This window comes from Actinomadura hibisca NBRC 15177, assembly GCF_001552635.1.
GTDB lineage: Bacteria > Actinomycetota > Actinomycetes > Streptosporangiales > Streptosporangiaceae > Spirillospora > Spirillospora hibisca.
On sequence record NZ_BCRO01000026.1, the window covers coordinates 1 to 18711 of the forward strand.

At 72.3% G+C, this 18711-nt stretch carries 17 protein-coding genes; 12 read left to right on the plus strand and 5 right to left on the minus strand.

Translation table 11 applies throughout. From position 1 onward, the window contains the following. Nucleotides 1–306: 306 nt before the first annotated feature. Entirely contained in the window at nt 307–1827 is a 1521-nt protein-coding gene (locus tag AH6_RS12325; RefSeq protein WP_067479131.1) for a monooxygenase, read from the minus strand. Between the two features lie 59 nt (nt 1828–1886). On the opposite strand from AH6_RS12325, the gene AH6_RS12330 reads away from it, so the two are divergent. Next, entirely contained in the window at nt 1887–2549 is a 663-nt protein-coding gene (locus tag AH6_RS12330) for a TetR/AcrR family transcriptional regulator (RefSeq protein WP_067478624.1), read from the plus strand. A gap of 17 nt (nt 2550–2566) precedes the next feature. On the opposite strand, the gene AH6_RS12335 is transcribed toward AH6_RS12330, so the two are convergent. Both AH6_RS12335 and AH6_RS12340 read right to left on the minus strand, forming a co-directional pair. Next, entirely contained in the window at nt 2567–2956 is a 390-nt protein-coding gene (locus tag AH6_RS12335; protein WP_218005788.1) for a hypothetical protein, read from the minus strand. Nucleotides 2957–3376: 420 nt separating this feature from the next. Further along, nucleotides 3377–4618 carry an oxygenase MpaB family protein gene (locus AH6_RS12340; protein WP_067478631.1) on the minus strand — a complete coding sequence of 414 codons (1242 nt, stop codon included), beginning with the start codon at nt 4616–4618 and terminating at the stop codon, nt 3377–3379. 170 nt (nt 4619–4788) lie between these two features. Between AH6_RS12340 and AH6_RS12345 the strand changes: the two genes are divergently transcribed. Continuing rightward, nucleotides 4789–5469 carry a TetR/AcrR family transcriptional regulator gene (locus tag AH6_RS12345; protein WP_067478634.1) on the plus strand — a complete coding sequence of 227 codons (681 nt, stop codon included), beginning with the start codon at nt 4789–4791 and terminating at the stop codon, nt 5467–5469. 244 nt (nt 5470–5713) lie between these two features. Further along, a complete protein-coding gene (locus AH6_RS12350) occupies nt 5714–6670 on the plus strand; it encodes a LysR family transcriptional regulator (protein WP_083982684.1) in 957 nt (318 codons plus the stop codon). Here the strand turns inward: AH6_RS12350 and AH6_RS12355 are convergent. Together AH6_RS12355 and AH6_RS12360 are read right to left on the minus strand one after the other, a co-directional pair. Beyond that, nucleotides 6619–7692 (minus strand): quinone oxidoreductase family protein, encoded by a 1074-nt coding sequence (locus AH6_RS12355; RefSeq protein WP_067478640.1) that lies wholly within the window; start codon nt 7690–7692, stop codon nt 6619–6621. The genes AH6_RS12350 and AH6_RS12355 overlap by 52 nt on opposite strands. Before the next feature lie 2 nt (nt 7693–7694). Next, a complete protein-coding gene (locus AH6_RS12360) occupies nt 7695–8537 on the minus strand; it encodes an aldo/keto reductase (protein WP_067478643.1) in 843 nt (280 codons plus the stop codon). Nucleotides 8538–9040: 503 nt separating this feature from the next. Between AH6_RS12360 and AH6_RS12365 the strand changes: the two genes are divergently transcribed. The 9 genes from AH6_RS12365 to AH6_RS12405 all read left to right on the plus strand — a co-directional run bounded on the left by AH6_RS12365 (nt 9041) and on the right by AH6_RS12405 (nt 18705). Further along, nucleotides 9041–10093: an N-acetylneuraminate synthase family protein gene (locus AH6_RS12365; protein WP_067478646.1), complete on the plus strand. Its 1053-nt coding sequence runs from the start codon at nt 9041–9043 to the stop codon at nt 10091–10093. Nucleotide 10094: 1 nt separating this feature from the next. Next, the gene (locus tag AH6_RS43665) at nt 10095–10967 is read left to right on the plus strand and encodes an SDR family oxidoreductase (RefSeq protein WP_157431422.1); all 873 of its coding nucleotides are present in this window, start codon (nt 10095–10097) and stop codon (nt 10965–10967) included. Then, nucleotides 10964–12904 carry a thiamine pyrophosphate-binding protein gene (locus tag AH6_RS12375; RefSeq protein WP_067479136.1) on the plus strand — a complete coding sequence of 647 codons (1941 nt, stop codon included), beginning with the start codon at nt 10964–10966 and terminating at the stop codon, nt 12902–12904. Before AH6_RS43665 ends, AH6_RS12375 begins: the two co-directional genes overlap by 4 nt. Continuing rightward, nucleotides 12880–13554: an RraA family protein gene (locus AH6_RS12380; RefSeq protein ID WP_067478649.1), complete on the plus strand. Its 675-nt coding sequence runs from the start codon at nt 12880–12882 to the stop codon at nt 13552–13554. The genes AH6_RS12375 and AH6_RS12380 overlap by 25 nt, the downstream gene beginning before the upstream one ends. Beyond that, on the plus strand, nt 13554–14408 hold the full coding sequence (rfbD, locus tag AH6_RS12385) for a dTDP-4-dehydrorhamnose reductase (RefSeq protein ID WP_067478652.1): 855 nt from the start codon (nt 13554–13556) through the stop codon (nt 14406–14408). Before AH6_RS12380 ends, rfbD begins: the two co-directional genes overlap by 1 nt. Nucleotides 14409–14423: 15 nt before the next feature. Continuing rightward, entirely contained in the window at nt 14424–15749 is a 1326-nt protein-coding gene (locus AH6_RS12390; RefSeq protein WP_067478655.1) for a D-arabinono-1,4-lactone oxidase, read from the plus strand. Continuing rightward, nucleotides 15746–16402: an HAD family hydrolase gene (locus tag AH6_RS12395; protein WP_067478657.1), complete on the plus strand. Its 657-nt coding sequence runs from the start codon at nt 15746–15748 to the stop codon at nt 16400–16402. The genes AH6_RS12390 and AH6_RS12395 overlap by 4 nt, the downstream gene beginning before the upstream one ends. Continuing rightward, nucleotides 16399–17352, plus strand: a complete 954-nt coding sequence (locus AH6_RS12400; RefSeq protein ID WP_067478660.1) for an aminotransferase class IV — start codon at nt 16399–16401, stop codon at nt 17350–17352. The genes AH6_RS12395 and AH6_RS12400 overlap by 4 nt, the downstream gene beginning before the upstream one ends. Nucleotides 17353–17562: 210 nt before the next feature. Beyond that, the gene (locus tag AH6_RS12405) at nt 17563–18705 is read left to right on the plus strand and encodes an ATP-grasp domain-containing protein (RefSeq protein ID WP_218005789.1); all 1143 of its coding nucleotides are present in this window, start codon (nt 17563–17565) and stop codon (nt 18703–18705) included. Nucleotides 18706–18711 lie beyond the last annotated feature (6 nt).

The window sequence follows — 18711 nt, forward strand, 5'->3', positions numbered from 1 at the left end:
TCTACAGCCGACCAACCTACCCCAGCCCCGCGCTCCGCGCCCGATCACCTACCCCAGCCCCGCGCCCCGCGCTCGACCACCTACCCCAGCCCCGCGCTCCGCGCCCGATCACCTACCCCAGCCCCGCGCCCCGCACTCAATCAACAACCCCAGCCCGTGCGGGGTTGGTGCAGGAGCTCAACAACCCCACCCCCGCGCCCGACCACCAACCCCAGCCCCGCGCCCAACCACCAACCCACCTCGCACGGCGTTGGTCCAGATATCCAGCACCCCCAACCCGCGCGGCTTTTCTCACAAGCCCACCACTCAGCTCTCTGTGCCAGGGGTGCCCGCCCACGCGGTCAGTTCCCGCGCGCGCTCGGCCCGCCGTTCGGCCGTGTCTCTGCTCCGGCTTGCCCAGGCGATATGGCCGTCGGGGCGCACCAGGATCTCGGACACGCCCGCCAGTTCGGGGTGGTGGTCCCACCCGGTCACCGTCACGGCCTCGACGCGTCGGCTCCACCCCGTCTCGACGGCGGGTGGGAGCGTCTTGTCCGCGGCGAAGTCCAGCAGCACGAAACGGCCGTGGTCGGTCAGCTCGTAGACCCGGGTGGCGGACGATCCCTCGGCGGTCAGGCCGATGTCCGGCATGCGCCGTCCCTCCAGCGGGTCGGCGTCCGGGCGGCGGGCAGGGTAGGTGGTGCCGAGGGCGGACACCTGCGCGGCCAGGTTCCGGTTGACCTCGGCCGTCCTCAGGAACCCGTCGAGCATCCCGCGCAGCGCGGCGGCGGGGCCCGCGTACTGCGGGACGAGCACCAGTTCCGCCAGCAGCGTTTGGACCTCGGTGTTCTCGACGACCGCCGCGCCGACCGGTCGGCGCTCGGCGTCGTAGCCGTCCAGCAGCCCGGGTGGCGCCCAGCCGTTGATCTGGGCCGCCAGCTTCCAGCCCAGGTTGGCTGCGTCCTGCAATCCGGTGTTGAGGCCCTGCCCGCCTGCGGGGAAGTGGATGTGGGCGGCGTCGCCCGCCAGCAGGATCCGGCCCGCGCGGTACCGGTCGGCGAGGCGGCTGGCGTTGCCGAAGCGGGACAACCAGCGCGGTCGGCCGACGCCGCAGTCGGACCCGCAGATGTTGGTCAGGGAGGTCCGAAACTCCTCCAGCGTCACCGGCTCCCGGGAGGGGACGCGCATCCGCGCGGGGTCGAGGTAGACGATTCGGGTGGCCCCGTCTTCCAGCGGTGCGATCAGCACGCCGCGGGCCTGCGCGCGCTGGAGTCCCGGATCGGTCCGGTCCACCGTCTCGAAGTCGCCGAGGACGCCGGTCATCGTCTCGTCCGTCCCCGGGAAGCCGATCCCCGCGGCCGTGCGCACCAGGCTGCGTCCGCCGTCGCACCCCACCGCGTATGCGGCGCGAAGGGTCCGCCGTCCGCCGGGGCCGCGCACGTCCACCTCGACACCGGCGGAGTCCTGGCGCACGTCGACGGTCTCGTGCCCTCGCAGGATCTCGACGTCGAGCTCACCGGCCCGCTCCGCCAGCAGCGCCTCGGTGCGGGCCTGGGCGATGAACAGCGTGTAGGCGTGGCGGCTGTCGAGGGCGGTGAAGTCGAGCCGGGTCTCCAGGCCCGCGAAGTGCCAGCCCGGCATGGTGGTGCCGGCCGCGAGGAAGCGGGGGGCCAGCCCCCGCAGGTCCATCAGCTCGACGCTGCGCGGATGCAGCGTCAGGGCCCGGGAGTCGCGCTGCGGTTCCGGGCGGCGTTCGACGACCAACGGCCGGACGCCCGCCAGCGCCAGCTCGCAGGCGAGCATCAGCCCGGTCGGGCCCGCTCCGACGACGATCACATCGGGGGTCACGGCTTCCTCCATATTAGTGAACAACGTTCACGTGAACGTTGTTCACTATAATCGCCGCCATGAGCGACGTGTCAACCTCCCGCCCGGCCCGCGGCCGCCCGCCCCGCCTCGACCAGGCGCGCACCGTCGAGACCGCGCTGGCGCTGCTGAACGACTCCGGTCTCGACGCGCTGACCATGCGGCGGCTGGCGGACGCGATGGGCGTGCAGGCCGGGGCGCTCTACAGGTACTTCCGGACCAAGGACGACCTGCTGACCGCGATGGCCGAGCGCATGATGGCCGGCGTCGGCGCCCCGGTGAGCGGCGCGGACTGGAGCGACCGCCTCTCCGACCTGGCCAGGGCGCTGCGGCACGCCCTGCTGGCCCACCGCGACGGTGCCCGCGTGTTCGCCGGGACGCACTCCACCGGGCCGGGCACCCTGGGCTTTTCGGAAGTCTGCACAGGCGTCCTGCGCGACGCCGGATTCAGCGACGCGGACGCGGCGCGGGCCCTGATGGCGGTGGTCCACTTCACCGTCGGGCACACCCTGGAAGAGCAAGCCGCACTACGGCCGGATGGCGGTTCCCCGGCCGACCCGGAGGTCCTGCGCGAGGCGGTCTCCTCTGGCGGATATCCCCACCTCACCGCCGCTTTGCCCACCCTTGCCGAACCGGATTATGCGCCCCACTTCGAGTTCGGCCTCGCCCTGCTCGTGGCGGGTCTCAAAGCGCTGCGGCAGTGATAAGGCATCTTGGAGGCTCAATTCGCGGCCTGTGCACCTGTTCCGCGGCGGCGCTTGTAATAGGCGACGGTCAGCACGGCCAGCAGCGGTCCCCACAGGATCAGAGGTGTGTAGCAGAGGTAGAACCAGGCGGCTTCCCAGCCACCGGCCTCGCTGGGGAAGTCAGCGGGTAGGTCGTCGCCGCGGATCGTGGTGCCCTGGATCTCGTTGACGATGACCAGGACGGTGAACGCGAGCGTGAGGATCGTGGCTCCGAGGGCGGCTGGGATGACCGCCGCCTTCGTCGGGACCCGGCTACCGCCCAGGCCGGGGATCCAGCGCGGGAACACCTCGCCCCAGCGGGCGATCAGCCCGATCGCGGCGAAGGCGAGAAGCTCGGAGACGACGGAGAGGGAGAGGATGTACAACCCCTCTCCCCAACTGCTCCCTTGGTCGAACGCCGCTGGAAGCCGCCACAGGCTTGAGGGCAGAACGACGAAAGGCACGGCATAGGCGGCGAGTCGTAGGCGTCGGGACACGCCGGGGGCGGGCTGATGGGCCGCCTGCCAGGCGGCACGGAACCGACCGGGCCGAGCGGCAACGGATTCATCGCGGTATGCGGCTGACGGCATGTGTGACCCCCGGGTTCGGCAGGCCGCTGGCGGGCCCGTTCGGTCATGACGATCGCAACCACCGGTGGGACGGTGGATCCCTCTCTGGAGGGAACCCGCTACGCCGCTCGGGTGATGGGTCGTACGACCGGAACGCGGCAGGGGCTTCGCCGAAGACGATCGTCTTCGGCGAAGCCCCTGGTCACAAGCAGAGGATCGGGGTGACCCCGGACCGCCTCAGTAGTGCGGGTTGTTGGTCTGCGGGATGTCGATGCTGATCGGCAGGTCCCCACCGGACAGCACCACCAGGATCCCCAGACGCAGGATCTCGTCGAACGCCCAGTACGCCTTCTGCAGCGCCCCCGGCGCCTTCTCCAGCGACAGCAGGCCCTCGCGGACCGCGATGAACGGCTCCCACGCCGTCTCGAAGATCGGGTCCCAGAACGGGTCCTTGGGGATCTTCATCCAGTCGGCGATCTCGTCGCCGAGCACGTAGCGGCTCAGCGCGCCGAGGACGGGCTTGCTGAGGATGCCGCCGTCCAGGAAGGACGCCAGGTTCAGCAGGATGTCGGCCAGCTTGACGCCCTCGGGCGTCGGGGCCAGGATCGGCGTCAGCACCTGCGCGGCCTGCGCGTTCGCCTCGGTCCACGAGTCGGGGATGTACTCGTCCTTGATCCCGAGCATGTGCGCGGCCACCTGCCAGGTGTGCAGGAACGCCTCGGACTCGGCGGCGGGGATCGGCACCTTCCACTTGGTCAGGTTCTGCATGACGGTCGTGGGCAGGCTGTGCCAGGTGACCATCATGTCCGCCTGGCTGATCGGGACGCGCTCGTCGGCGACCTTGCCCCAGGCCGCCGACTTCGGCAGCAGGTTGCGCACCCCCGCGTGCGCCAGCCGCGTCTTGACGCAGGTCACGATCATCTCGCCGTCCGGCTTGAACGCGTTGGACGAGCCGATGTCGTAGCCGAGCTTGGCGGTCTTGGTGATGCGGTCGCGCATGTCCGCGCCGCCCTTGGAGTAGTAGACCGCGCGCGCCTCGTGCGGGATGGCGGTGCTCATCATCCCGCTGGCGAAGCCGTAGGTCACCCCGAGGTAGAGCCCGCGCTTCTCGTTGAAGTTCACGGCGGCGGCGAGCTTGCCCTGGTCCACCCACGACGGCAGTCGCCGGGCCCGCTCGATGAAGTCGCGCAGGTCGGCGGGCAGCCCCGACGGCAGGGTCTGGCCGTTCTTGGTCCACTTTCGCAGCAGCGTGTTGACCCTGGTGACCTCTCCCCGTTCGAGCAGCGAGGCCACCAGCTGGTCGGCCTCGGCGTCCCACACCTGCCGGGGGTCGACGCCGGCGCCCGCGCCCGCCACCGAGCCCTTGGGCGACCACGTCCACAGTGCCGACGCCTGCGCGGGCGACGCCGCGCTCAGGGCACCGAGCGCGCCGAGCGTCCCGCCCGCCACCAACACGTTGCGCCTGCTGGGTTTGTCCATGCCTTCGCTCCTCCTCGGGGCCGCGCGCCGCGCTGATACGGTGATACACAACCTGCATCTGCGTATCATCGACGGCAGCCCTATGAGAGCACACTGTGTCGGGCGTCACAAGACCTATCCTGACGGCGAGTGCCGGCGGCTGAGCGAAGCGGTCGCCGCAGGAGGAGACCATGGAACCCGCGCTGCCCTTCCTCGCGAAGGCCCCCGACGCCGAGTCGCTGCTCGAACGCGCCTACACCGACGCCGTCGAGCAGGTCGACGACACCGACGAGACGCGCGCGTGCGTGCTCGACGCGGCCTACGAGCAGTTCTGCCGGATGGGCATCCAGCGCTCCACCATGGAGGACGTGGCGCGCCGGGCCGGGGTCTCGCGGATCACCGTCTACCGGCGGTTCGCCACCAAGGACGCGCTGGTCGAGCAGGTGGTGCGCCGGGAGTTCCGCCGCTACTTCGACCGGTTCCTCACCGACATAGCGCGGGCCGGGACCGCCGCCGACCGGGTGGTGCTGGGCTTCGTCAGCTCGCTGCGCGCCATCCGCGGCAACCCGCTGATCGGCGGCCTGATCGCCACCGAGACGGATCTCCTGGTGGCCTCGATGATCGGCGACGGCGGGCGGACCGTCGCGACCGTGCGGCGGTTCGTCGCGGGCCAGCTCCGGCAGGAGCAGCGCGCGGGCAACGTGCCGGACGCCCTGGACACCGACCTCGTGGCCGAGATGATGGTCCGGGTCTCCGCCTCCTTCCTGGCGATTCCCAGCCACCTCGTGGACCTCGACGACGACGAGCAGCTGGCCGAGGTGGCCCGGCGTTTCCTGGTGCCGATGCTGGAACCGCCCGCCGCCGCGGACTGATCGTCCATTCCGCCGGCCCGGAAAACGCGAAACGCGATTACCGGGCTGATCTTGAATGGCGGCGATCTTCGTATTCCGTTGTCCGGAAACGGTCATCTTCGATCACATCAGCGCGGGTACAGTTCCTTGAGTCCGACTGAGGTTGTCTCGGGTTGTCGAAATGCAGTCAAGAAGACACCGCGGTGGGCACGGGGCGGACAACGGGGAACGGGCGGGGGCCCGTTAAGAGGAGTCGTGGACGACGATGCTCGACATTCCTTTGCTGCATGCCCTGCACGCAGTGCACGAACACGGGTCGCTGAGCGGGGCGGCCGAGACCCTGCACATCACCACCTCGGCGGTGTCCCAGCGCATCACCAAGCTGGAGCGCGAGACCGGCCAGCGCATGATCGAACGGCTCGGCCGCGGCGTGCGGCTCACCGACGCGGCGGTCCTGCTCGTCGGGTACGCCGACCGCATCCTGTCGCTGGTCAACGAGGCCGAGGCGACGCTCGACGGGCACCGCGGCGCGATCGCCGGGCGGTTGTCCATCGCCGGGTTCTCCACCGCCGTCCGGGGGCTGCTGCCCCCGGCGATCGTCGCACTGCGCGAGCGGCACCCGAGCCTGCGCCTGGAGGTCTGCGAGCACGAGCCGGACGTGTCGCTCCCGCGCCTGGTGCGCGGCGACGTCGACATCGCGGTGGTCCAGGACTGGTTCAACGCCCCGCTCGACCTGCCCGACGGGCTGATGAAGGCGCCGCTGCTCGACGACGTCGCCGACGTCGCGCTGCCCGCCGGGCACCCGCTCGCCCAGCGCCACACGCTGGAGCTGGACGAGCTGGCCGGCGAGAACTGGATCACCTGGACGCCGGGCTCGGTCTGCCACGACTGGCTGATGCAGACGTTGCGGGCGCGCGGCGTCGAGCCCCGCGTGGTGCACACCGCCGCCGACTACTCCACCCAGCTCGCGCTGGTCGCCTCCGGCCTCGGCATCTGCGTCATCCCGCGGCTCGGCCGCGACATGGTGCCGCCCGGCGTGGCGGTCAGCGGCGTCCGGCCGCTGCTCAGCCGGCACGTGTACGCGGTGTGGCGGCGCGAGTCGGCGCGGCGGCCCGCGATCCGCGCCGCCGTCGACGCGCTGGTCACCACGGCCCTGCCCACCGAGCTGGACTACAGCACCAAGACCAGCTTCCCCGCCGAGGAACCGGTCTCCAGCATCTGATGGGCGACGTGCGCGTCGGTGAGCGGGAGGTCCCGCCGGACGCAGACCTCCAGCTTCCCTCCGGCCAGCCACCGGAACAGGTCGCCGCTGCGCGCGCGCAGCTCGGCGGGGTCGGCGATGTGGTGCGAGAGGTTCGGCCGGGTGAGGAAGACCGACCCGGCCGCGTTCAGCCGTTGCGGGTCCACCGGCGGCACGGGCCCGCCCGCCTGGCCGTAGAGGGCGAGCACCCCGCGCGGCCGCAACGACGCGAGGCTCGCCTCGAACGTCGGCCCGCCGACGCCGTCGTAGACGGCCGCGACGCCGCGCCCGGCGGTCAGCTCGCGCACGCGCGCGGCCACGTCGGCGTCCCGGTACCGGATGACGTGGTCGGCGCCCGCCTCCTCCGCCAGCCGCTGCTTCGCCGCCGTCGAGACGGTGCCGATCACGTGCCCGCCCAGCAGCTTGACCAGCCGGGTGAGCATCAGCCCCATCCCGCCCGCCGCCGCGTGGACCAGCACGGTGTCGCCGGGCCGCACGCGGTGGGTGTCGTGGGTGAGGTAGTGCGCGGTCATGCCCTGGAGCAGCACGGACGCGGCGGCCGTCAGGTCGAGGCCGTCCGGGATCGGGACGAGCCGGTCGGCGGGGACGACCGCGCGCTCGGCGTACGCGCCGGGCAGGTTGACCCATCCGACCCGATCGCCGACCCGGAACCCGGCTCCGCCGCCCCGGTCGTCGACCCGAAGCTCGTTCCCGCCGCCCCGGTCGTCGGCCCGGAGCTCGTTCCCGCCGACCCGATCGCCGGTTCCGGGCTCGTCCCCGCTCACCCCGGGGCCGACGGCCGTGACGGTGCCCGCGGCCTCCACCCCGGCGACGTAGGGCAGCGGCACCGGGTAGGCACCGCTGCGCTGGTACACGTCGATGAAGTTGACCCCGGCCGCGGCGACGTCCACCAGCACCTCGCCCGGCCCGGGACGCGGGTCGGGGACGTCGGCGGGCCGCAGCACCTCGGGCGGGCCGTACTCGGTGACGAGGATCGCGCGCACGGTCAGCCGATCTCCGACAGCCGCCGGAACTGCTCGTCCGACAGCTCCAGCCCGGCCGCCGCGACGTTCTCGGCCAGGTGGTCGGCCGACCCGGTGCCCGGGATGGGGATCACCACCGGCGACCGGCGCAACAGCCAGGCCAGGCACACCTGCGCCGGGGTCGCGCCCAGCTCGGCGGCGATCCCGGCGACCGGCCCGGACGGGTCGGCCAGCGCGCCCGAGGCGATCGGCACCCACGGGATGAACGCGATGCCCTCGCGCTCGCAGTGGTCGAGCACCGGCTCGTGCCCCCGGTCGGTCAGGTTGTAGAGGTTCTGCACGCTGACCACCTCGATCTGGCGGCGTGCCCGCTCGATCTGCTCGACCGTCACCTCCGACAGCCCGATGTGCCGGATCTTCCCCTCGTCCTGCAGTTGCTTGAGCGCGCCGAACTGCTCGTCCTCGGGGACCTTCGGGTCGATGCGGTGCAGCTGATAGAGGTCGATGCGCTCCAGGCGGAGGCGGCGCAGGCTCAGCTCGGCCTGCTGGCGGATGTACTCGGGACGGCCGAGCGGCCGCCACTCGCGGGCGCTCGGCCGGCTCTGCCCGACCTTGGTGCCGATGACCAGGCCCTCGGGGTAGGGGTGCAGCGCGTCGGCGAGCAGGTCCTCGTTGCTGCCGGGGCCGTAGGAGTCGGCGGTGTCGACGAAGTCCACGCCGAGCTCGACGGCCCGCCGCGCGACCTTGACCGCGGCCTCGCGGTCGGCGGGCGGCCCCCACACGCCGGGGCCGGTCAGGTGCATCGCGCCGAAACCGAGCCGGTGAACGACCAGATCGCCGCCGATCGCGAAGGTGGAAGCGTGCATCAGGGTCTCCTCCTGACGGGGAGTGTCGGCCGGGCTGTCATTGTGCCAAAGAAAGCGACTTTCGCAGGAGGGCGAAGTCGGCCCCGAGGGATGAAAGCTTCTTAAGGGGCACTTCCGGTGCCGCTTAACTCTGGCCTGCGAGCACAATATCGGCGCCTTCGCAAGCCTTTTGTGTTCCTTCAGGAGCGCTGGAGTCCGCCTGGCGCAGCCCTGGAAGAACGAAGCAACGGCTGTAGTGACGCAATATTCTCCGTCACGATTCCAGCGGTGCGCGCCGAAGTCGTCACGCTCCGTCGAAAAACGCCGCCAAGTGGATCGGTTAGACGCGCTATACCTGACCCTTAAAACCTTCTGGGCGCCAGCCGGGAACTCGGTACCAACCGCGTTGACGTCGGCAATGTCCGCTGTGTATCAATCATTCATCCCCCCGCGACAAGGCCGAAAAAACGGCGCCCGCCGCCATGCGCGGACGCCGGGCCCACCTCCGAATCACGGGAGAGAGAATGGCTGCTCGAAAGCTCACCATCGGCGATCACATCGTTTCGGACGACACCGACGCCTACGTCATCGCCGAAATCGGGCACAACCACGAAGGCGATCTCGACAAGGCGAAGGAACTGGTCGTGCGCGCCGCGGAAGCGGGCGCCAGCGCCGCCAAGCTCCAGAAGCGCGACAACCGCTCGTTGTTCACCGCCAGCATGTACGACGAGCCGTACACCGGCCGCAACAGCTACGGCCCCACCTACGGCGCGCACCGCGAGGCGCTGGAATTCGGCCTGCACGAATACACCGAGCTGGCCAAGGTCGCCAAGGACGCGGGGATCGACTTCATCTCCACCGCCTTCGACTTCGCCAGCGTGGACTTCCTGGCCGACCTGGACGTGCCCGCCATCAAGATGGCCTCGGCCGACCTCACCAACACGCCGCTGCTGGCGTACGCCGCCAAGACCGGCAAGCCGCTGGTCATCTCCACCGGCGGCGCGAACATGGAGGACGTCCGGCGCGCGGTCGAAACGATCCTGCCCATCAACCCCGAGCTGGCGGTGCTCCAGTGCACCGCCGTGTACCCGGCGGGCGCGGCCGACCTGCACCTGTCGGTCATCGAGACGTTCCGCCGGGAGTTCCCCGAGGTCGTGGTCGGTTTCTCCGGCCACGACCTCGGGACCGAGCTGAGCATGGTCGCCTACACGCTCGGCGCCCGCGTCGTGGAGAAGCACTTCACCCTCGACCGCACCCGGCCGGGCAGCGACCATCACTTCTCGCTGGAGCCGGCGCAGCTCGCCCGGCTGGTGGCGGGGCTGCGCGAGGCCCGCCGGGCGCTCGGCCGCCCGGAGAAGCGGCAGATGCCGTCGGAGGCCTCGGCGCTGCGCAAGATGGGCAAGAAGCTGGTGGCCGCCCGCGACCTGCCCGCGGGCCAGGTGCTCAGCGAGCGCGACATCGCGATCAAGTCGCCGGGCGACGGGTTGCGGCCCTACCTGATCGGGGAGCTGGTCGGCCGGACGCTGGCCGAGCCGCTGGCCGCCGACGCCGACCTCACCTTCGAGGTCGTCGCCTGACATGGCCGCCCAGAAGACGGACGACACCGCCGCCCCAGGCACCGCGCCGGGCGCTGCCCCGGACGTCGCTCCCGGCGTCGACCTGACCGGCCGGACCGCCGTCGTCACCGGCGCGCTCGGCCGGCTCGGGCCGGTCTGGGCGGGCGCGCTGCTCGGCGCGGGCGCCCGCGTCGTCGGCCTCGATCTGAGCGCCGACGTCCCCGCCCCGCTGGACGCGGCCCTGGACCGCCACGGCCACGACCGGTTCCTGCTGCTCAAGGCCGACGTCACCGAACGCGCGGACCTCGCGGCGGCGCTCGCCGAATGCCTCAGCACCTTCGGCCCCCCGACCGTCCTCGTCAACAACGCCGGCATCGACCAGCCGCCCAGCGCCGACGGCGAGAGCTGGCGCTTCGGCGACATCCCCGGCGAGGTCAGCGCGGGCATCCTCGACGTCAACGCCCTCGGCACCCTGCGCGCCTGCCAGGTGTTCGGCACCGACATGGCCGAGCGCGGACACGGCTCCATCGTCAACATCGGGTCGTTGTACGCGGGCATGGCGCCCGACCCGCGCCTCTACGAACACCTCGCGCAGGACCCGCCGTTCCTCAAGCCCCCCGCCTACGGCATGTCCAAGGCCGGGGTGTGCGCCCTGTCCCGCTACCTGGCCGCCCTGTGGGGACGGCGCGGCGTGCGCGTCAACACGCTCTCGCCCGGCGGCGTGCTCGGCGGCCAGGACCGGCGCTTCCGCGAGCTGTTCGGCGCGCGCACGCCCATGGGCCGGATGGCCGACACGACCGAGCTGACCGGCCCGCTGCTGTTCCTGGCCTCGGACCTCAGCGGCTACGTGACGGGCACCGAACTGCTCGTGGACGGCGGCTACTCGTGCTGGTGACGACATCTCCGGAGGACAATTTGCACTGGTTGCCGACCGCCGAGTTCGAGCGCGTGCTCGGCGGCATCACCGACCGCCACGACCGGCTGCGCGCGTTCTCGGCGCTCAGCCGGATCAACACCCTCTACATGGTCATGCGGGCCGGGTCGGGCCACCTCGGGTCCAGCTTCAGCGCCGCCGACCTCGTGACCTGGCTGCTGCTGGAGGAGACCGGCGGCGACGACGTGTTCTTCTCGTCCAAGGGCCACGACGCGCCGGGCCTGTACGCCGCGCTCATCGGGCTCGGCAAGCTCGACGAGAGCCTGGTCCACCGCCTGCGACGGCTCGGCGGCCTGCCCGGCCACCCCGACGTCCGCACCCCGCACATGCCGTTCAACACCGGGTCGCTCGGCATGGGCATCTCCAAGGCCAAGGGCCTCGTCCTGGCCAACCGCCTGCTCGGCCGCGACCAGCGCGTGTTCGTGCTGACCGGCGACGGCGAGCTCCAGGAGGGCCAGAACTACGAGGCCCTGGGCGGCGCGGCCAACGCGGGCATGGGCGAGCTGACCGTCATCGTCGACCACAACAAGATCCAGTCGGACACCTGGGTCGGCGACGTCAACGACCTGGGCGACCTAGAGGCCCGGTTCGCCGGGTTCGGCTGGGGCGTGCTGCGTTGCGACGGGCACGACTTCGGCCAGATCGAGAAGGCGTTCCGGCGGCGCGCCGAGCAGTACGCGGGCCGCCCGGCCGTCATCATCGCCGACACCGTGAAAGGCGGCGGCTGCCCGACGTTCGCCGCGACGTCCATGCCGCTGGGGGAGTGGCGCTACCGCTTCCACAGCGGCGCGCCCGCGCCCGACGTCTACGCGCAGGCGCACGCCGAGCTGCTCCACACGGCCGACACGATCGTCACCCGCAACGGGCTGACGAAGCTCGCGCCGCGCGCCTCGGACGCCCGCCCGCCCGTCAAGGCGACCGGCCCATCCCTGCCCGAGGTCTACGGCCGCGCCCTGCTCGACGCCGCGCTCCGCGACGAGCGGATCGTCGCGATGGACGCCGACCTCGTCCTCGACACCGGGCTCATCCCGTTCACGGAGAAGCTGCCCGAGCGGTTCATCGAGTGCGGGATCGCCGAGCAGGACATGGTGTCGATGGCCTCCGGGCTGGCGGCGCGCGGGCTGGTCCCGTTCGTCCACTCGTTCTCGTGCTTCCTGCACGCGCGGCCGAACGAGCACATCTACAACAACGCCACCGAGGGCCGCCGCGTGATCTACGTCGGGTCGCTCGCCGGGGTGCTGCCCGCCGCGCCCGGCCACTCGCACCAGGCGGTGCGGGACGTGTCGGCGGTCGGGGCCGTGCCGGGCCTGGTCGTCCTCGAACCGGCCGGGCCGGTGCAGGTGGGCGCGGCCGTCGAGTACTGCGCGTCCACGACCGACAGCGTCTACCTGCGGCTGGTCAGCGCGCCCGTGCCGCCTGAGGTCGTCGCGATGGACGCCGGACCGTCCGGCGCGGCCCCGCTGGAGGTCGGCCGGGGGACGGTCGTCCGCCAGGGCGGGTCCACCGTCGCGATCGGCGCGGGCCCGGTCGTTCTCGGCGAGCTGCTGCGCGCCGCCGAGACGGCCGACCTGACCGTGGTCAACCTGCCCTGGCTGAACCGGGTGGACCCCGCCTGGCTGGCCGACCTGGCGTCCGGCGCCGAACGGATCGTCGTCGTGGAGAACCACTACACGCGCGGCGGCCAGGCCGATCTGGTCGCCCGCGCCCTGCTCGAACTCGACCTGCCCGCCACGCCGCGCTTCCGCGGCGTCGGCCTCACCGGCGTGCCCGTCTGCGGCACCGCCGACGAAGTCCTCGACGCCCACGGCCTCAGCGCCGCGCGGCTCGCCGCCACCCTCGCCCTCCCCGAGGCCCGCCCCGAAGGAGAAACCACGTGGAAACCGTCCGCAACGAGCTGAACCGTCCGCCGCAGGAGCTGGTGGACGCGTTCCGCGACGTGCTCAAGGAGTACAGCCCGAGCTGCCTGGTGACCGACGCCCGCCGCCGCGTGGGCGCGATCGGCGGGCTGCTGCCGGTCAGCCCGCACCACAAGATCGCCGGTCCGGCGCTGACGGTGAACCTGTCGGTGGACGACCTGGTCGACTGCATGCCGGTGCTGGCGAGCGCGCAGGCCGGCGACGTGATCATCGTCGCCTGCCGGGGCGCGTGGGAGACCGCGATGTGGGGCGGCCTGATGTCCACCCTGTCGAAGAAGGCGGGCGTGGCGGGCGGCGTCGTGGACGGCGCGATCCGCGACGTGGACGAGATCCGCGACCTCGACTTCCCCGTCTGGTACCGCGGCACCGTGCCCCGGCCGTCGCCGACCGCCGTGCACGACCGCACCGAACCCGTCCAGGTGAACGTGCCGGTCGTGGTCCGGGGCCAGGTCATCAACCCCGGCGACATCATCGTGGCGGACGAGAACGGCATCGCCGTCGTCCCGCCCGCGCTCGGCGCGGAGGTCCTGGAGCGCACCCGCGTCCAGATCGACAAGGAGCGGGTCATCCGGGAGAAGATCGCCTCCGGCGCGAGCGTGGCCCAGCTCCTCGCCGAGTTCGGGCACCTGTGATGCGCGTCTACGTCACCGGCGCGAACGGCATGCTCGGCAGCGCCCTGCTCGGGGCGCTGCCGGGCGGCTGGCCCGCGCTCGGGGTGTCCCGCGAGGACTTCGACGTCGCCGACGCCGACGCCGTCGCCAAGTCCGTCGAGGCGTTCGCGCCCGACGTCGTGGTGCACGCCGCCGCCAACGCCATCGTGGACGACTGCGAGGCCCGTCCCGCCGACGCCTTCCGGGTGAACCTCGGCGGCACCCGCAACGTGGCCGCCGCCTGCCGGGACAACGGCTGCCGCCTGGTCTACATCTCCAGCGACTACGTCTTCGACGGCGCGGAGACCCCGGCGGGCGGCTACCGCGAGACCGACGTGCCCAACCCGCTGAGCGTCTACGGGGTGACCAAGCTGGCGGGCGAGCGCATCGGCGCGGCGGTCGAGGAACACCTGTCGGTGCGCACGTCGTGGCTGTTCGGCGGCCGGGACGAGTGCACCGACCACGTGCTGGCGCTGGTGCGCCGGGTGGCGCGCGGCGAACGCGTGCAGCTCATCGACGACCAGTTCAGCGCGCCCACCTACACCGAGGACCTCGCCCGCGCGCTGGTCTTCCTGCTGGAACGCCGGACGACCGGCACCGTCCATGTCGCCAACCGGGGTCGCGCGAGCTGGTACGAGGTCGCCGCCGAGGCGCTCGGCTCAGACCATGGGGGCCGGGTCGCGCCGATGCCGCTGGACGAGTGCGGGTTCCGCGGCGAGCGCCCCCGCGACTCCACGCTCGCGGCCGACCGGCTCGCGGCCCTGGGATTCACCATGCCGGACTGGCAGGACGCGGTGCGCCGGTTCACCGGCCGCCTGGCCGCCGGGCACGGCTGACGGGGAAGGAAACCGATGACCGAACGACGACACATCTGGCAGACCTGGTCGCGGACCGTGCGCTGCCGCCCGGCCCAATGGGTCGCGCCCCGCGTCGAGGGGCAGATCGCGGAGGCCGTCCGCGCCGCCGCCGAAGGGGGCCTGGGCGTCCGCGTCGCGGGCGCGGGCCACTCGTTCAACCAGCTCGCCTGCACCGAGGACGTGCTGCTCGACCTGTCCCGCTACACCGGCGTGCTCGACATCGACCGGCACGCCATGACGGTGACCGTGCGCGGGGGCACGCGGCTCGCCGAGATCAGCGCCGCGCTGGACGGGGCGGGCCTCGCGCTGGCCAACATCGGCACGCTCGACGCCCAGTCGGTGGCGGGCGCGATCTCGACCGGCAACCACGGCACCGGCATCGCACACCGCCCGTTCTCCGCGCAGGTGGCGGCGCTGCGGCTGATCACCTCCGACGGCACCGCGCTCGACCTGGCCGACGACACCGACCCCGAACTGTTCCGCGCCGCCCGCACCTCGCTCGGCGCGCTCGGCGTGATCAGCACCGTGACGCTGCGCTGCGTCCCGGCGTTCAACCTGCGCAGCGTGCCCGGCGGCGAACGGCTCGACGGCCTGCTCGACCGGTTCGCGGAGTGGGCGCACAGCGCCGACCACGTCTCGTTCGGCTGGTTGCCGTGGACCGAGGACGTCGCCACCCGGGCCTGGCACCGCACCGACGAACCCCCGACGCGGGGCGCGGGACGGCAACGGTACGCGACCACCGTGGACGAGATGCGCTGCGGCCTAGCCGGTCTCGCGGGCCGGTGGCGGCCCGCCGCCGTGCCCGGCATGAAGCGGATCCTGGCCTCCGGCGCTCCCACCGAGTACGTGGACGCCGGACACCGGATCTTCAGCTTCCCGCAGCCGATCAAGTTCCTGGCGCTGGAGCACGCGCTGCCGCTGGAGAGCGTCCCGACGGCGTTGCGCGAGTTGCGCGTGGCGCTCCGGCGGTTCGGCGCGTACTCGCCCTACTCGGTGCTGGTGCGCGTCGGCGCGGCGGACGACTCCCCGCTGAGCCCCGCCTACGGCCGCGCGACCGGATACGTCAACCTGACCGTGCCCCGGACCGCCCGCTACACCGAGATCCTGCGCACGGCCGAGCACCTGCTGCGCGACCTGGACGGACGGCCGCACTGGGGCAAGGCGCACACCGCGACCGCCGAGGTGCTGCGGCCACGCTACCCGGAGTGGGAACGGTTCCAGGCAGTGCGCGGCAAGCTCGACCCGTCCGGGATGTTCTGCAACGAGTACATCGGCCGGGTGCTCGGCCCGGTGGACGCCGCCCGGCAGGTGTACTCATGAGGCGCGCGCTGTTCTTCGACTTCGACGGCGTCATCTGCGACACCGAGCGCGCCGCCAGGCGTTCGTGGGAAGAGCTCTACGGCCGCTTCGGCCTGGAGTTCCCCGCGACGGTCTGGGCGGCGATGGCCGGGCACGCGGGCGGCCACACCGTGGCGCTCGCCGACGTCGCCGGACGGCTCGGACGGCCGCTCACCGACGCCGAGGCCGCATGGCGGCTGGAGCGCAAGCAGCGGCTCGCCGACCAGGAACCGGTGCGGCCCTGCGTCGCGACGATCCTGGCGGCGGCCGCCCGCCGCGGCCTGTACCTGGCCGTGGTGTCCAGCTCCGGCGAGCCCTGGGTGGGCGGCCATCTCGACCGGCTCGGCCTGCGCGACCGGTTCGACCTGGTCGTGACCGGCGACGGGCTCCTGCCCAGCAAACCCGCTCCCGACCTGTACCTGCGCGCCCTCGAACGCTCCGGGCTGCCACCGGAGACGATCACCGTCATCGAGGACTCCCCGCCCGGCGTCGCGGCGGCCCGCGCCGCCGGACTGCGGTGCGTCGCCGTGCCCAACGCGGCCACAGGCCCGGCGGGCCTCGGCACCGCCGACGCGCTGCTCGACCCGGCCGCCCCCGACCTGGCGGCCCTCGGCCTCGCGGAGGTGGTCGCATGACGCTCGGCTCGCTCGCCGACCCCGCCGCCGAGCACGCCCGCTGGATCTGGCGCAACGGCGAGCTGGTCCCGTGGGAGCGGGCGACGGTGCACGTGAACGCGGTCGGGCACGCGTCGGTCGCGGCGGTGTTCGAGGGCGTCAAGGCGTACCTGGCCGAGGACGGGCGGCGGCTGCTGGTGTTCCGGCTCGACGACCACCTGCGGCGGCTGGCCGACTCGGCGCGCCTGTGCCGCCTCGACCTCCCGTACACGCCCGCCGAACTGGGCCGCGCGGTGCTGGACCTGCTGCGCGCCAACGAGTGCCGCGACGACACCTACCTGCGCCCCTGGGCGTTCCCCGCCGGGATCATCCGCGAGCAGCTGGTGCCCGCGGGCGTCGCGTGCGAGACCGTCATCGACAGCTGGCCGTTCCGCGCGCGCCCGCCCGCCGACGAGGGCTGCCGCGCGGCGGTGAGCTCGTGGCTGCGCATCAGCGACGCGTCCACACCGCCGCGCGCCAAGGCGTTCTCCAACTACCACAACGGCCGGTTGGCGGCGATCGAGGCGCGCACCAACGGGCACGACTGGCCGATCCTGCTGAACGACCGGCACAAGGTCAGCGAGGGGCCCGGCTCCTGCGTGGCGCTCGTGCGCGACGGGACCGTCATCACCCCCTCGCTCACCAGCGGCGTCCTGGACAGCCTCACCCGCGCCACCGCGCTCGACCTGCTCGCGGACCTCGGCGTGCCCACCGAGGTCCGCGAGGTGGACCGCACCGAACTGCACCTGGCCGACGAGCTGTTCTTCCTGGGCACCGCCTGGGAGATCCTCCCGATCCGCGAGATCGACGGCCTGCGCGTCGGCGACGGCAAGCCCGGCGCGCTCACCCGCCGTCTCGCCGAGACCTACCGCGCGGTGGTGCGCGGCGCGGACGGCCACCGCCCCGAATGGCTCACTGAGCTGCCGATTTAAGCGGCGCTGAAAGTCACAGCCCAGAAGGTTTCACGGCACAGCCGTCGATTCCCCGTACACAATTCCGTATCTTCAAAACAAGGTCGCATCCAGGAAGGCGACGAATAAATGAGCATTCTCGTCCTGCACAAAAAGAATCTCAGCCGGCGGCGCCATCTCGCCCGAGCGCGGCAATACGCCCGAGAGAACGGCCAGCGCCTGCTGCTCATCATGAAAGACCCCACCTGGGAAAAGGAGTACGTCGACCAGGTGGTGGTCGCCGACACCTCCAGCATCGACGACACCCTCGCCGCCGCGCGCGGCCTGGCCGAGCCGGTGGACGCGGTGCTGACCTTCGCCGAGGCCCCCGTCCCGGCGGTCGCGCGGGTCGCCGCCGACCTCGGCCTGCCGGCCGTGCCCGAGCGCACCGCCTTCCTGGCCCGCGACAAGCACGCCATGCGCACCGCCGTCGGCGACCGCGCGGGCCAGCCCAGGTTCGCGCTGGCCCGGGACCTGGCGGAGGCCCGCCGCGCGGCGGCCGGGATCGGCTACCCGATGATCCTCAAGCCGATCATCGGCACCGGCAGCATGTACGTGCGCAGCGTCGCCGGCGACGCCGAGCTGGAGCACCACTTCGAGACGGTGCGGCGCGGCTCCTGGGACAGCCTCGACTACGACCCGCTGCACGCCCGCGCGCGCGAGGAGTACGGCGGCGCGCTGCTGCTGGAGGAGTTCGTCCCGGGCACCGAGATCAGCGTCGAGTCGGTGGTGTCGGGCGGCCGCACCACCTGCTTCGCCATCCACGACAAGCCGCTGCCGACCGGGCCGACCTTCGAGGAGGTCTACGCCTGCACCCCCACCCGGCTGCCGCGCGCGACCGTCGAACGGCTCTACGCCGCGACGGCCGAGGTGCATCGGGCGATGGGCATCGAGACCGGCGTCACGCACGTGGAGTTCCGGCTGCGCGGCGACGAGCCGGTGCTGCTGGAGGCGGCGGCGCGCATGGGCGGCGGACCCATCTACCGGTCGGCGCAGCTCAGCACCGGCGTGGACATGGTCGAGGCCGCGCTCGACCTGGCGCTCGGCCGCGAACCGGCCGTCGCGCCCCGCCCCGACCCGGTGGCCGTCGGCTTCCGCAACATCTTCCCCGACCGCGCCGGGACGCTCGCCGCCGTGCACGGAGTGGCGGAGGCGAAAGCCGATCCGCGCATCGACGAAATCGAGATCTACAAGCGGATCGGCGAATACCTGAAGGTGCCCCCGCAGACCTTCCAGGGGCACGGACATCTGATTTTCACGGCCGAATCGACCGGCCGTCTCGACGAGGTCTTCGAGGAATTCCGCAGGCTCGTCCGGCTGGAGGTCGCCGATTAACCGGGC